Source organism: [Clostridium] symbiosum (genome assembly GCA_036419695.1).
Lineage (GTDB): Bacteria > Bacillota > Clostridia > Lachnospirales > Lachnospiraceae > Otoolea > Otoolea symbiosa_A.
In genome coordinates this window covers 2,737,490-2,751,487 of sequence record CP143946.1, presented here as the reverse complement: position 1 = coordinate 2,751,487, position 13,998 = coordinate 2,737,490, and the positions used below count along the sequence as shown (strand labels likewise).

Below are 13,998 nucleotides of genomic sequence, written 5' to 3'. Positions count from 1 at the left end.
AACAGGCCGCTGTCTATGCAGGAACCCCGGCTGACATCTCACTCTGTAAAAGCAGAGTAAGGTCAGCCGGGGTTCTTGATACTATTATAGGAATGGATTTTCTACTTCAACCAGGATGTTGATGAAATCACGCATATATTTGGTCAGGTACAGATTCTTTCTGTGACAGATATAGCAGTGGCGCTGGCTGTCGGTGTTGAGAATCGGATATGTAACAGACTTTTCCTGCATCTCCGGCGTCTTCTCAATGTAGTTTTTGGGGCAGATCATGACGGCGTCGCAGGCAATGCAGACTTTTTTCTCCACCTCGATGCTGACCGTCTCCAGGATGATCTTCGGATGCATGTCATTGGTGATAAAAAGGTTATCCTGAACCGCCCTTACACTGTGCCCCGGCTTGTTGGATACAAACTTCTCATTGCGCGCCTCCGTAATCTGGATGGGAGTTCCCTCTGGAATCCGTTTGGCCAGGGCCGTATTTCTGGAAGTCAGGAGGACGAGATCCTCGTTCTCCACCAGGATATATTTGAGTTCGCTGTGCCGGGCGGTGGTCGTCATGCAGGCCATATCCACGGTTCCGTCCAGGACCATATTCTCCATCAGTCCCGATCCCTGCTCGAAAACCTCCACATCCACGTAAGGGTACATCTTAAAAAATTTAGGCAGCACGTAGGGAAGCACCTGCATTCCTCTCTGAACGGGAACGCCGAACCGGAGTTTTCCGTGATCCTCCTGCGTGATTTCCTCAATCTCTTTGGCGAGATTCGCATTGATGGTCAGAATCTGCTGGGCAGCTTCCATATATTTTTCACCGGCATAGGTCAGGGTGAGAGGCTCGGTGGAACGGTTAAAAATCGGTGTCCCCAGATTGGTCTCCACGAGTTTGATCATCTGGCTCAGAGAAGGCTGGGATACATAGAGCTTTTTTGCCGCACCGGTGATACTTCCTTCCTGAAGGACAGTGAGCATGTACTGGGCATGTTTAAGATTCATTGAATATTCCCCCGTCTGTGTTTGCTTTTGCAGCCCCTGAAGCGGTGCTGTGTTACGATCATATCATTTCCGGGAAAAAATAGCAATGACAGAGTTTTGGGCAGGCAGTTAATGACCGCTTTGACACTGCTTGGCCCTGAGGGTATAATAAATTAGAAAGGGGGATGATGGGTTTGAAAGAACAATATAAAAAACTGCTCGTGATATACTGCACGATGTTTAAAATAGGCTGTTTTACATTTGGAGGCGGATGGAGTATTATCGCCCAGATAGAAGATGAGTTCTGCAAAAAAAGGGACTGGGTGACCGAGGAGCAGATCCTGGATTTCATGTCCGTGGCGAAGTCTCTGCCGGGCATTATGATTGTCAATTATTCGGTCCTGTTCGGCTATACGGTGGCCGGCGTCCCGGGAGCGTTCGCCGCTTCCTTCGGCCTTGTCTCACCGGCGGTGATTGTCATCGCGGTCATCACTAATTTTTATGATATTTTCTGCAATAATCCCTATGTGATCCGGATGATGAACGGGGTCAGAAGCGCCGTCATTCCCGTCATCATCGGCGCTGCGTGGAAATTAAAAAAGAATGCCCTGACCGACAGGGCTACCTATCTTATAGGAATTATCGTTACCGTCATCTGCGTGGTTTCCGATCTGAATAAACTGGCGATTGTCGTCCTGTGCGGGCTTATCGGAATTGTGATGTATGTAAAGGAGAGGAGAGGCCGTGGCAGAGATTTATCTTAAACTGGTATTTGCATTTATACGGATTGGATTTTGCAGCTTTGGAGGCCTCACGATGATCCCGGTTATCCTGGACGAGGTGACGGCGAACGGATGGATGACCGAAGCGCAGGTAATGGACGTCATGGCGCTGGCCGAGATTACGCCGGGCTCCATGGGAATTAACTGCGCCACCTTTGTCGGCTACCGGATAGACGGCATTCCCTGCGCCCTGCTCAGCAGCCTCGGAGTCATGGTTCCCTCCCTGACTCTCTGCATGCTGGCAGCCCACTTCCTGAAACGCTTAAAGGGAAACCCCTGGATGGAACACGCCCTGTGGGGAATCCGCCCGGCCTGCGTGGGAATGCTGGCCGCAGTTGTGCTCACGCTCAGCGGCGGCACATTTATGGGCGGCAGCTTTGCGGTTCACTGGAATCTGGTCGTCATCGCCCTCATCACAGGCGGCGCCATGTACAAGTTCCGTCTGTCGGTGCCGAAAACCATGCTGCTGGCGGCGGCGCTGGGGCTACTGATAGGCTGAAAAATGAGAACGCCGCCGACGGCCGGGGGTCGGGATGGTGAGAGGGGGATGAGTCTTCAGTCCCGGGCTTTAATTTTGTCGCAGGTGGGGAATCCGGGCAGAAAAAGTTCCTTCGGGAAACGCTCGCGCTCTTTGGAGTACATAACGGACACTAACCTCGAAAATACCTCGGTAAGTGCCGATGAACTCCCAGGTTCCCTGCGGAATCTTTTTCTCCCTTCTTCCCACAGGCAGGTTATGACCCGGGACTGAAAACGCGAAGGTTTTCGCTATCCCGAAACCCCGGCCTGCGGCCGTTGATTTGTTCTTATTTCTTCAAAGGGGAGGGGTATTCCCTTACTTGACGAAAGAGACAATCAGCCCTGAAGCCGGCGGACGGGGCAACAACCTTCCCTGAGACTTCAGTCCCGTCGACAACCTGCCTGGGGAAGGAATCTTTTCTCCTGGATTCCCCCTCACCACAACCATTCGCCGGGACTGAAGTCCCATTCATCCAACCCACTCCCCCGTCCGCCGGCTTACAGAGGCGTCCCCGCATCTCAACTAAATCCCACACAATTCAGTTGACTCCCTTTCCCATTTGCATTATAATACCATTATCTATGGACGAAAGAGGGTACTGTCATGTTAAAGAGTATGACCGGGTTCGGACGTTGTGAAATTGCGACGGAAGAATATAAGATTTCAGTGGAGATGAAGGCGGTTAACCACCGTTATCTGGATCTGAGCATCAAGATGCCGAAGAAGTTTAATTTCTTTGAAGCAGGGATCCGAAATCTGCTCAAGAAGTATATCCAGCGCGGCAAGGTGGATCTGTTTATTTCCTATGAAGACTATACCGAAGGCCGGATGTCTCTTAACTACAATGCCTCTCTGGCGGCAGAATACATGGAATATTTCCGCAGGATGTCGGAGCAGTTCGGCATCGAGAACGATGTCCGGGTATCGTCGCTGGCAAGATTTCCTGAGATCCTTACGATGGAGCAGGAGCCGGAGGACGAGGAGCATATGTGGAAGATTCTGGAGGAGGCCGTCAGCGGGGCCGCCGTCAGGTTTGTGGACAGCAGAATCACGGAAGGCGAGAACCTGAAGAATGATCTTCTGGGTAAGCTTGACTATATGACCGGTCTGGTGGACGAGGTAGAGAAACGCTCGCCGAAGATCATGGATGAATACAGAACCAGGCTGGAAGAGAAGGTGAAGGAGCTTCTGGAAAGTTCTTCCATCGATGAAGGCAGAATTGCCGCAGAAGTTACTATTTTCGCCGATAAGATTTGTACCGATGAGGAGACCGTGCGTCTCAGAAGCCATATCGAGGCTACGAAAGCGGAACTGACTGCCGGCGGAAGCGTGGGCAGAAAGCTCGACTTTATTGCCCAGGAGATGAACCGCGAGGCCAACACGATCCTTTCCAAGGCCAATGATCTGGAAGTATCCGACAAGGCGATTGCCTTGAAGACCGAGATCGAGAAGGTCAGGGAACAGATTCAGAATATTGAGTAATGACAATTAAGACAGACGGAGACTTGTATGATGAATAATCAGGGTGTTTTAGTGGTTGTTTCCGGATTCTCGGGCGCAGGCAAAGGGACGTTAATGAAGGCCCTTCTTACAAAATATGATAACTATGCTTTATCAATTTCCGCAACAACCCGCGGCCCAAGGGACGGAGAAGAAGACGGAAGAGAATATTTTTTCAAAACACGTGAAGAATTTGAAAAGATGATAGAGAACGATCTGCTGGTGGAGTATGCCCAGTATGTCGGGAATTACTATGGAACACCGAGAGAGTATGTCGATTCCAGCATAAAAGCCGGCAAAGACGTACTTTTGGAAATTGAGATTCAGGGAGCGCTCAAGATCAAGGAGAAGTTTCCCGAGGCAGTCTTGGTGTTTGTTACGCCTCCCAGCGCAGAGGAACTGCGCCGCCGCCTTGTGAACAGAGGCACGGAGCCGATTGAAACGATCAATGCGAGACTTTCAAGAGCTGCGAAAGAGGCCGAAGGAATTGAAAATTATGATTTCCTCCTGGTCAATGATGACATTGACGAATGCGTGGACAGGATGCACCATCTAATCCAGTCGATGCATGCCAGGGTGAGCAGTCATTTAACTTTTATCAGAACAATCAGAGAAGAAATGAAGGACTTTTGAAAGGAGCCTGATCGATTATGATGTTACGTCCATCCTATAATGATTTAATTAAAGTTGTAAACAGCGGTGTGGAGCCCGGCGACGAGCCGTTAATCCAGAGCCGTTATTCCATCGTCATTGCTACGGCAAAGCGTGCCAGACAGCTGATTGCGGGGGAAGAGTCCGCCGTACCGGCCGATGCAAGAAAACCGCTTTCCATTGCCATTGACGAGCTGTATCAGTCCAAAGTTAAGATTATGAGTGACGATAATACTCCTGAAGATGAGATTGAATACTAAAGAAGAAGGCCGTCTCGCGCTGTAAAGCGCAAGGAGATGGCTTTTTATGTAATGAAGAGAACAAATGGTAACAGTTCAGATAGGTCTGCGCATTTACTGCGCTGACCGTACAAAAAGGTAGTGGCAGCAAGCATTCGGCTCATCGCGCAGCGATTTCATTAGCCGAATGCCGTAACAGTTCATGCTGTCTGAACTGTTACAACAAATGACCGATTGGAGTGAAAGAATGAAAATACTTTGTATTTCCCTGGGCTGTGATAAAAACCTGGTGGATACGGAGATGATGCTGGGCCTTTTGAATAAGGACGGCCATACATTTACCGACGACGAGAATGAAGCGGATATTATCCTTGTGAATACCTGCTGTTTTATTAATGACGCAAAAGAGGAGAGTGTAAACACGATTCTTGAGATGGCGGAACTGAAAAAATCGGGCAGCTGTAAAGCCCTGATCGTAACCGGCTGCATGGCGCAGCGCTATAAGGAAGAGATTATGGAAGAGATTCCGGAGGTGGACGGAATTCTCGGCACTTCCACCTATGACGAGATATCGAATGTACTGAATGCGGCCCTGAAAGGCGAACATATGGCGTGCTTCCACGATCTTTCTGCCCTCCCGGAGGTGGCGGAGAAACGGATAGTGACCACGGGAGGCCACTATGCCTTTTTAAAGATTTCGGAAGGCTGTAACAAACGCTGTACCTACTGCATCATTCCCTCCCTGCGCGGCCCCTACCGCAGCGTGCCGATGGAGCGCCTTTTAGAGGAGGCCTCCGGGCTTGCGGAACAGGGAGTTAAGGAACTGATTTTGGTGGCGCAGGAGACCACGCTTTATGGAGTGGATCTCTATGGGAAGAAGATGCTTCCCGAGCTTTTACGCCGTCTTTCAAAGATTTCCGGAATCGGATGGCTCAGAGTCCAGTACTGTTATCCGGAAGAAATTACCGAGGAACTGGTCCAGGTAATTAAAGAGGAAGAGAAGGTCTGCCACTATCTCGATATTCCGATCCAGCACGCCAGCGACCGGATCCTTAAGCGTATGGGAAGAAAGACGAACAAGGCGGAACTTAAGGAACGGATTGCCCGTCTGAGGGAGGAGGTGCCGGATATTGTGCTCCGGACCACCCTGATCTCCGGTTTTCCGGGAGAGACGCAGGAAGACCATGAAGAACTGATGGAGTTTGTGGATGAGATGGAGTTCGACCGTCTGGGCGTATTTGCCTACTCGGCCGAGGAGGATACCCCCGCTGCAGCGTTTCCGGATCAGATACCCGAAGAGATAAAGGCTGAGCGGCGCGATGAAATTATGGAGCTTCAGCAGGAGATCGCGTTTGAGAAGGCTGAAAATATGGTCGGAAAGACTTTAGAAGTTATGATTGAAGGCAAGGTGGCGGATGAAAACGCCTTTGTAGGAAGGACCTACATGGATGCACCAAATGTGGACGGACTGATATTTGTAAATGCAGATGTTCCCCTTATGTCCGGTGATTTCTGCCGGGTAAAAGTAACCGGAGCCCTTGATTATGATTTGATAGGAGAGATGATCGATGAATTTACCGAATAAGCTGACGGTTTTGCGCGTCATAATGATTCCTTTTTTTGTTTTCTTTCTGCTGTATCAGGGAGGTGAGAACACCACCTTCCGTATGATTTCCCTGGTTCTGTTTATCGTGGCGAGCCTGACGGACCTGCTGGACGGCAAGATCGCGAGGAAATATAATCTGGTAACGAATTTCGGCAAGTTCATGGATCCGCTGGCGGATAAACTGCTTGTCTGCTCCGCGCTGATCTGCCTGATTGAACTTGGACAGCTTCCAGCATGGATGGTCATCATCATCATCAGCCGTGAATTTATTATCAGCGGATTCAGGCTGGTAGCTTCCGACAACGGCGTTGTGATCGCTGCGAGCTACTGGGGCAAATTCAAGACGACATTCCAGATGGTGGCGGTGGTTCTTCTGATCCTGAACATACCGGCCCTTTCACTCATCACAAATCTCTGTGTCTGGGTGGCGCTTGCCCTGACCGTAATTTCACTTATTGACTATATCGCAAAGAACTTCAGGATTCTTACAGAAGGGAGCATCTAAAGATGGTTGTTGAACTGATTTCCGTGGGAACGGAACTGCTGCTTGGAAATATTGTAAATACGAACGCGCGTTATCTCTCTGAAAAATGTGCGATGCTCGGCCTGTCCGTCTATTATCAGACGACGGTCGGAGACAACAGGGAACGCATGACCGAGGTGATAAAAACCGCGCTTGGCAGGGCGGATGTCATTATTTTAAGCGGAGGCCTCGGGCCGACGGAGGATGATATCACAAAGGAAGTCTGTGCGGAGGTGATGGGATTTAATCTCGTCGAGGACGGTTCCGTCAGGGCCCATCTGGAAGAGTGGTACAAGCTCAGGATGAAGAGTGAGCTGCCCGACAGCAACTGGGGACAGGCTCTCGTTCCGGAAGGCGCCGTGGTCTTTGAAAACCAGAACGGAACGGCTCCGGGCCTTGCCATGGAGAAAGACGGAAAAATTGCAATTCTGCTTCCGGGACCTCCGGGGGAGATGTACCCGATGTTCGAAAAGCAGGTCAGCCCTTATATCCAGGGAAAGCAGTCCGGCGTAATCCGTTCCCAGATGATCAAAATCTGCGGTTTCGGTGAGAGCAAGGTGGAGGAGATGCTCCTCGATTTAATTGACAACCAGACGAACCCGACCATCGCCACCTATGCAAAGACAAAGGAAGTGCATATCCGGGTTACAGCCAGGGCCGAATCGGATGACGAGGCCAAGAAGATCCTGAAACCGGTTGTGAAGGAGATTAAAAAACGCTTTGGCATAGCCGTTTATACGACGGATGAGAAAGAGGCGCTGGAGGACGTTGTAGTGCGCCTGCTCACCAAGTATGATTTGACCGTAACGACTGCGGAATCCTGCACGGGAGGCCTTCTGGCCGGACGCCTTGTCAATGTCCCGGGCGCTTCGGAAGTATTCCGCCAGGGCTTTATCACCTACTCCAACAAGGCCAAGAGGAAAGTCCTCGATGTCAGCAAAACCACGCTCCGGAAATACGGGGCGGTCAGCGAGCAGACGGCCAAGGAGATGGCGACCGGCGGTGTATTTGCAACCGATGCCGATATCTGTGTGGCGGTTACCGGCGTGGCCGGTCCCGACGGAGGAACCCCGGAAAAACCGGTGGGCCTTGTCTATATTGCATGCTACATGAAGGACAGTGTCAAAGTGGAGGAATTCCATTTTAACGGAAACAGGGAGAAGATCAGGGAGCAGACGGTAGTCCAGGCCCTGGATCTGCTCAGACGTTCGGTCCTGAACCAGTATAAAAAGGACTAAGACAACGAAAGCCCGCCCCCGCGGACTTTTCATTGCCGATTATGAAGGAGAAAGGCTGAAGGGAAGAAGAATTGGGCAGTATTGATAAGAAAAAGCTGCTTTCGGCAGCGTACTATTATTCCTATACAAGATTTGTGCTTAATCTGTTCAGTTTATTTGAAGATATGGACAAAGCGGAGGCAACCGGATTTCTGGACGGCTTTGCGGAGATGATTACCGAAAAGACGGAGGCCTTTCTGGATGGGGGGGATGAGTACCCCGGCCTGGTGGCTGTGAGAGAACGTGTACTCGGCCTTTTAAATCAGATGACACTTTATCTGGACTGCTTCTGCATCCATGAATACGCCCTGGACAGAATGGAGCGGAAGCTGTGCGGTACGGATCCGGTACGGATTTCTCCCGAGGTCCTGGCAGACGATCTGATGGATTATGTCATGGACGGAGAGAATCAGCTTGACGTCAACCACCGCATCCAGACAATCATCGGCGAACTTCCCGTCCGCTTTACAAAGAGTAAATTCTACAGTGTGATAGAGGAGAGCTTACGGCCCTACAAGGGCAGGGACAAAAGCGATCTCGACCGCATGATCTGGCGGATACGGAGCGCTGCCGCGTTGCCCTTATTTGAGAAGGCGGGAGAGGATCCGGAACTTTTTACCGGGTACAGAAGCATGGCTCTGGAGCTTGAAAACTGTGATTATCTGAGCTTGTCAAAAGAAGAATATACGGAACTCAAGAGCCGATATGAGGAAAGCTATGGGAACCTTTCACTTCTGTTAGGGCAGCTTGTCTGCCTGCCTCCGCTAATCAACGATCTGTGCGTGATGATGCGGGCCGCAGCCTTTGCGGAACCGTCTCCATACCGGACCACTCTACAGGAGACCCTGGGGGAGATTCTGCAAAGAAGCAGGGGAAAAGACGGATTTTTCACGGAGGATGACGGACGGGTTTTTGAAATGTTCGCCCCTTTGGAGGGAAAACAGGAGTATTACTGGGAGCAGTATGTAAAACAGATGGATCGGTACAGCTCCGGTGACGAAGATATCTTTGTGGCCGGCCAGCTTCTTTCCGGAAATTTTGCAGCGCCGCTTGAGAGGAACGCAGACGGCGTGAAAGTGACGGACGAGATTTATGAGGCCTCGCTGGAACGGCTGTTTACAGAACTGGAGACACGCCTGAAACGCACGGCGAAATTTACTTCCAGAGCCGTCATGGCAAAGGTACTTGCCGAGATTCCGGTCTGGTTTAATACGCTCGAAGAGATCCAGGCGTACATCCGGGACAGCCTGTCGCTGTGCCTGGATACGGCGGAGAAAGACGCCAGCATGGTGAATTTGAAGCAGATAATGGTGGAGGGGAATGCACTGGTATAAGCATTTATATGTAGGCCAAAAAGCCAAGAAAAAACGATTTTCGATTATTCAGAATATCCGCAAAGGCCGGTTTCAGGCCGGAGTCCATGTGATCACCCCCTCATCCGGAGGACAGAACATCATGGATATTTATCCCGCCGCCGTGCTCCTTTCGGAATATTACAGTAAGAAAGAGGATTTACTGATTCTCGGAATTGCTGCCGACTACTATGAGGCGCTGGAAGTGGCGCGCGATATTGTAGATGAAATGTACCAGAAAACAGGCGGGTTTTCCATTCAGGAATTTCTTTCTATCAATGGGCAGAGGTGAATGGAATGCTCCATATTTTGTTGCTAATATTAAAGATAGCGGGATTCCTGCTGCTTGCCGTCCTGGGACTGCTCCTGTTGATCCTTCTGTCTGTCCTGCTTGTTCCGTTCAGATACAGGCTGCAGGGATCCTATTACGGAAAGCCGGAGGGAATGTTCCGTCTTACGTGGTTTCTACATCTTTTATCGGTGCGTGTGAGCTATTACGGGGAACTGAAAATACTGGTCCGGATTCTGGGCTTTCCCGTATTCCGGGAGAGTGGAAAAGAGGCGGAAGAATCCCTGGAGGAAGAGCTTATTCCAGACGCCGAAGAGTTTATCGACGACGTAGCGGACAGTTATACCGGTTATTTCCTGGAGGAACCGCTTCTTTCCGCACAGGAACTGGGCGGAAAAGAGCCGGAGAAACCGGGCGTGGAAGAACCGGAGAAAGCAGCCGGAGATCCGTTTTTACAGTCTGAGGAAGAAATTCCTGAGCCCCCGCATAAAGATGACGGTAAGGGAACTATTTTTTCCCGCATTGCCGCCAGGATTCAGAATTTTTTCCGCAGGGTGATGCTTTTTATCAGGAATGTCATGGCGGCCCTGAAAAAGGCGGACGACTGGAAAGAAACCGTGACGGCTTTTCTGAAAGACGAAGAGAACAGGAAAACGTACCGGCTGATAAAAAAACAGCTTAAAAAGGTATTACGCCACATTTTACCGGTGAAACTGAAAGGGAATATTACCTTTGGATCTGATGAGCCGTATATAACCGGACAGGTGCTTACCTGGGCGGCTCTTCTCTATCCTCTGTACCGCGATAATCTCGTAATCGAGCCCGTATTTGACAGACCGGTACTGGAGGGAAACGTATCGTTAAAAGGGCGCATCCGGACGGGAACGCTCCTTATGGCAGGAATCAGAGTATTGCTAAATAAAAATTTCAGGAAACAGCTGAAGCGCTTCCTGAACCGAGGAGGAATGTAATATGGCAGATAATCAGTTTTCATCTACGGTAGATGCGCTGTTTAAAGGAATGGATAATTTTGTGACCACAAAAACCGTGGTGGGAGAAGCGGTGAAGATCGACGATACGATCATCCTGCCGCTGGTAGATGTGACCTGCGGCATGGCGGCAGGCGCTTTCAGCCAGCCGTCCAAGAATAACGGCGCCGGCGGTATGAGCGCAAAGATGAGCCCAAGCGCAATCCTCGTGATACAGAACGGGGTTACAAAGCTTGTAAATATCAAGCACCAGGATGCCGTGACGAAAATTATCGACATGGTGCCCGATTTTGTCAACCGTTTCACAAGCGGCAAGGACAACGTAATCTCCGACGACGCGATGGAGAAAGCGGAGGCGATGGCCGAAGATTTATCCGAAAAATAATGGAAAACGCTAAGATGCATCAAACGGCCAGGCCGGGCATATACTACTCATAACCGGATGATTCAGGAAGGAGACTGCCGTGAGGCGTCTATGCGGGCTTGTAATATTTTCCATTGGCATTGGAATGATGCTGGTACTCATTTTTCCCAAGAACTTCCTGTGGGTCTGTGCCGCCATCTCGTGCCTGATTATCGGATATAATATGTTTTTTTGTTAAAGTGAACAACTCAAAGGGGATTATAAAAAGAATTCCTTATTGCAGATAACGTGAGAGTCCGGCGTGCCGGACTCTCGCGCCGAGCGCGGCCGCATAGCGGCATATTACATCTTCGCGCGAGTGCGCACCCTGCCCGGAGGGCTTTTTATATCATAGGAGCACTTTCATATAGTATAAAAAAACAGCCCCCGGCAGATACCAGGGGCCACACTTTCCATGACGATTAAGCTCTTTCAACTAAACCGGCTCTTAAGCAAGAAGTACATACATACATCTTCTGAGCTCCGCCGTTAGTTTTTACCTTAACAGACTTAACGTTAGCTTTCCACATTTTGTTGGATCTTCTATGTGAGTGGCTTACTGCATTACCGAAGTGGGCAGCTTTTTCACAGATTGCACATTTAGCCATTATTGCACCTCCTTAACCGAACATTGGACTTCCTATTAAAAATCCATAACAAAATTTATAATAGCAGAAAGCATGGAATTTTGCAAGTGAAATTTAAAAATTTGTTTCTTTTTTTGCGAAAATAATGTATAATCACTAATAGCCGGATACGCGGATGCCATCCGGCATAAAAAGCTCAGTAATTGAGTAAGAAATGGAGGCTGTGAGATATGAAAGGTCGCATTAATAATAAATTAGGTTCGATCCAGATCGACCCTGAAGTAATCGCCATGTATGCCGGAACGACAGCAGTGGAATGCTTTGGCATAGTCGGTATGGCCGCTGTAAGTATGAAGGACGGGCTGGTAAAGCTGCTTAAGAGGGACAGTCTGACCCATGGTATTAATGTTTCCATCAAAGAGAATGAAATCAGCATTGACTTCCACGTCATTGTCAGCTATGGTGTAAGTATTTCGACTGTTGCAGACAATCTGATAGAGAATGTTAAATATAAAGTTGAAGAATTTACAGGCATGACGGTCGAGAAGATCAATATCTTCGTTGAAGGCGTAAGAGTGATAGATTAAGGAGGAACTACCCGTGGGTATGAACTATATAGACGCCGAGATGCTGAAAAAGGCATTTCTGGCCGGAGCAAAAGGCCTTGAGGCTAATAAAGAATGGATTAATGAGCTGAACGTATTCCCCGTGCCGGACGGCGATACGGGAACGAATATGACGATGACGATACTTTCAGCGGCCAGAGAGGTTGCGGCGATTGAAAAGCCGACCATGGAATCTCTCGCCAAGGCGATTTCATCCGGTTCTTTAAGAGGAGCCAGAGGTAACTCAGGTGTAATTCTTTCCCAGCTTTTCCGCGGATTTACGAAGGAAATTAAGACGGTGGACGTCATTACGACAACGACGCTTGCCAACGCGTTCAACCGGGGGACCGAGACGGCATATAAGGCCGTCATGAAGCCGAAGGAGGGCACAATCCTCACGGTTGCCAAGGGAATGGCGGACAAGGCCTCCGAACTCGTGTCGCAGACGGAGGATATCATCGAATTTGCGCAGAAGGTGATAGAACATGGCGATTATGTACTGAGCCAGACGCCGGAGATGCTGCCGATCCTTAAGGAGGCAGGCGTTGTGGATTCCGGCGGCCAGGGCCTGATGCAGGTGTTAAAGGGCTGTCTGGACGGTCTTATGGGCAAGGAGCTCGATTTGTCCGTCGAGGGTGCCAAGGCTCCCCAGGCGCCGCTTCAGACCGGCAGCGCTGCAGGTGATTTCGATATCAAATTCGGTTACTGCACCGAGTTTATTGTGAATCTTGAGAAGACATACAACCAGAAGACGGAACATGAATTCAAGAGCTATCTCGAATCCATCGGAGACTCCATCGTGGTGGTGTCCGACGACGACATGGTGAAGGTTCATGTCCACACCAACGATCCGGGCCTGGCAATCCAGAAAGCCCTCACCTACGGTTCCCTCTCAAGAATGAAGATCGACAATATGAGGGAAGAGCATCAGGAGAGGCTGATCAAGGATGCCGAGAAACTGGCTAAAGAGCAGAAGGAAGAGGAGAAGGCCAGGGAACCGAGAAAAACATATGGCTTTATCGCCGTTTCCATCGGAGAAGGCATGAGCGGGATCTTTAAGGGCATCGGCGCCGATTACCTCATTGAGGGCGGACAGACGATGAACCCGAGTACAGAAGACATGCTCAACGCCATTGACTGTGTCAATGCCGACACTATCTACATCCTGCCGAACAACAAGAACATCATCCTGGCGGCGGAGCAGGCAAAGAGCCTTGTGAAGGATAAGAAGATTGTCGTTGTTCCTTCCAAGACGGTTCCGCAGGGAATCACGGCCATCATCAATTTTGCGCCGGATCTCTCCCCGGAGGAAAACCTGGAACTGATGATTCAGGAGATGGGACGCGTAAAGAGCGGCCAGATTACTTATGCGGTGCGCAACACCTCCGTCGATGGGATGGAGATCACCGAGGGCGATATCATGGGAATCGGCGACAGCGGTATGCTGGCGGTCGGTAAAGAGGTGGAAGAGGTAGCGCTTCAGACGCTCCGCGCCATGATTGACGAAGAGTCGGAACTGATTTCCATCTACTACGGCGAGGATATTAAGGAAGAGGAGGCCGGAGTCCTGTACGCAAAAGCGCAGGAGGAGTTCGCCGGCTGTGAGATAGAGCTTCACAACGGAGGCCAGCCGATCTATTACTATATGATTTCAGTAGAGTAACGGCGGGGGACGGGTACAATGATGATACAGAGGCAGACCA

16 protein-coding genes are annotated in these 13,998 nt (G+C 50.1%); 14 read left to right on the top strand and 2 right to left on the bottom strand.

Annotated features, from left to right (window positions below):
* Nucleotides 1–84: 84 nt before the first annotated feature.
* Nucleotides 85–993 carry a LysR family transcriptional regulator gene (locus V3C10_12680; GenBank protein ID WVP60175.1) on the bottom strand — a complete coding sequence of 303 codons (909 nt, stop codon included), beginning with the start codon at nucleotides 991–993 and terminating at the stop codon, nucleotides 85–87.
* Between the two features lie 173 nt (nucleotides 994–1,166).
* On the opposite strand from V3C10_12680, the gene V3C10_12675 reads away from it, so the two are divergent.
* The 12 genes from V3C10_12675 (at nucleotide 1,167) to V3C10_12620 (ending at nucleotide 11,085) form a co-directional block, all read left to right on the top strand.
* Entirely contained in the window at nucleotides 1,167–1,736 is a 570-nt protein-coding gene (locus V3C10_12675; protein WVP60174.1) for a chromate transporter, read from the top strand.
* Entirely contained in the window at nucleotides 1,717–2,253 is a 537-nt protein-coding gene (locus V3C10_12670; GenBank protein ID WVP60173.1) for a chromate transporter, read from the top strand. The genes V3C10_12675 and V3C10_12670 overlap by 20 nt, the downstream gene beginning before the upstream one ends.
* Before the next feature lie 624 nt (nucleotides 2,254–2,877).
* Entirely contained in the window at nucleotides 2,878–3,756 is an 879-nt protein-coding gene (locus tag V3C10_12665; protein ID WVP60172.1) for a YicC/YloC family endoribonuclease, read from the top strand.
* A gap of 30 nt (nucleotides 3,757–3,786) precedes the next feature.
* Nucleotides 3,787–4,407 carry a guanylate kinase gene (gmk, locus tag V3C10_12660; protein ID WVP64623.1) on the top strand — a complete coding sequence of 207 codons (621 nt, stop codon included), beginning with the start codon at nucleotides 3,787–3,789 and terminating at the stop codon, nucleotides 4,405–4,407.
* A gap of 20 nt (nucleotides 4,408–4,427) precedes the next feature.
* Nucleotides 4,428–4,685 (top strand): DNA-directed RNA polymerase subunit omega, encoded by a 258-nt coding sequence (rpoZ, locus tag V3C10_12655; GenBank protein WVP64622.1) that lies wholly within the window; start codon nucleotides 4,428–4,430, stop codon nucleotides 4,683–4,685.
* A 226-nt stretch (nucleotides 4,686–4,911) separates the two neighbouring features.
* Complete coding sequence (gene rimO / locus V3C10_12650) at nucleotides 4,912–6,249, top strand: 30S ribosomal protein S12 methylthiotransferase RimO (protein WVP60171.1); 1,338 nt, start codon at nucleotides 4,912–4,914, stop codon at nucleotides 6,247–6,249.
* Nucleotides 6,233–6,775 carry a CDP-diacylglycerol--glycerol-3-phosphate 3-phosphatidyltransferase gene (gene pgsA, locus V3C10_12645; protein ID WVP60170.1) on the top strand — a complete coding sequence of 181 codons (543 nt, stop codon included), beginning with the start codon at nucleotides 6,233–6,235 and terminating at the stop codon, nucleotides 6,773–6,775. The genes rimO and pgsA overlap by 17 nt, the downstream gene beginning before the upstream one ends.
* A gap of 2 nt (nucleotides 6,776–6,777) precedes the next feature.
* Nucleotides 6,778–8,031, top strand: a complete 1,254-nt coding sequence (locus V3C10_12640; protein ID WVP60169.1) for a competence/damage-inducible protein A — start codon at nucleotides 6,778–6,780, stop codon at nucleotides 8,029–8,031.
* Between the two features lie 71 nt (nucleotides 8,032–8,102).
* Nucleotides 8,103–9,404, top strand: a complete 1,302-nt coding sequence (locus tag V3C10_12635; protein ID WVP60168.1) for a hypothetical protein — start codon at nucleotides 8,103–8,105, stop codon at nucleotides 9,402–9,404.
* Complete coding sequence (locus V3C10_12630; GenBank protein ID WVP60167.1) at nucleotides 9,391–9,714, top strand: hypothetical protein; 324 nt, start codon at nucleotides 9,391–9,393, stop codon at nucleotides 9,712–9,714. Before V3C10_12635 ends, V3C10_12630 begins: the two co-directional genes overlap by 14 nt.
* Before the next feature lie 5 nt (nucleotides 9,715–9,719).
* Complete coding sequence (locus V3C10_12625) at nucleotides 9,720–10,682, top strand: DUF2953 domain-containing protein (GenBank protein ID WVP60166.1); 963 nt, start codon at nucleotides 9,720–9,722, stop codon at nucleotides 10,680–10,682.
* Between the two features lies 1 nt (nucleotide 10,683).
* Nucleotides 10,684–11,085 (top strand): GerW family sporulation protein, encoded by a 402-nt coding sequence (locus V3C10_12620; protein WVP60165.1) that lies wholly within the window; start codon nucleotides 10,684–10,686, stop codon nucleotides 11,083–11,085.
* A gap of 440 nt (nucleotides 11,086–11,525) precedes the next feature.
* Here the strand turns inward: V3C10_12620 and rpmB are convergent, their stop codons facing one another.
* Nucleotides 11,526–11,711 carry a 50S ribosomal protein L28 gene (gene rpmB, locus V3C10_12615; protein WVP60164.1) on the bottom strand — a complete coding sequence of 62 codons (186 nt, stop codon included), beginning with the start codon at nucleotides 11,709–11,711 and terminating at the stop codon, nucleotides 11,526–11,528.
* A 209-nt stretch (nucleotides 11,712–11,920) separates the two neighbouring features.
* Between rpmB and V3C10_12610 the strand changes: the two genes are divergently transcribed.
* Nucleotides 11,921–12,277, top strand: coding sequence for an Asp23/Gls24 family envelope stress response protein (locus tag V3C10_12610; GenBank protein ID WVP60163.1), 357 nt, complete (start codon nucleotides 11,921–11,923; stop codon nucleotides 12,275–12,277).
* A 13-nt stretch (nucleotides 12,278–12,290) separates the two neighbouring features.
* Nucleotides 12,291–13,958, top strand: coding sequence for a DAK2 domain-containing protein (locus V3C10_12605; GenBank protein ID WVP60162.1), 1,668 nt, complete (start codon nucleotides 12,291–12,293; stop codon nucleotides 13,956–13,958).
* Nucleotides 13,959–13,998 lie beyond the last annotated feature (40 nt).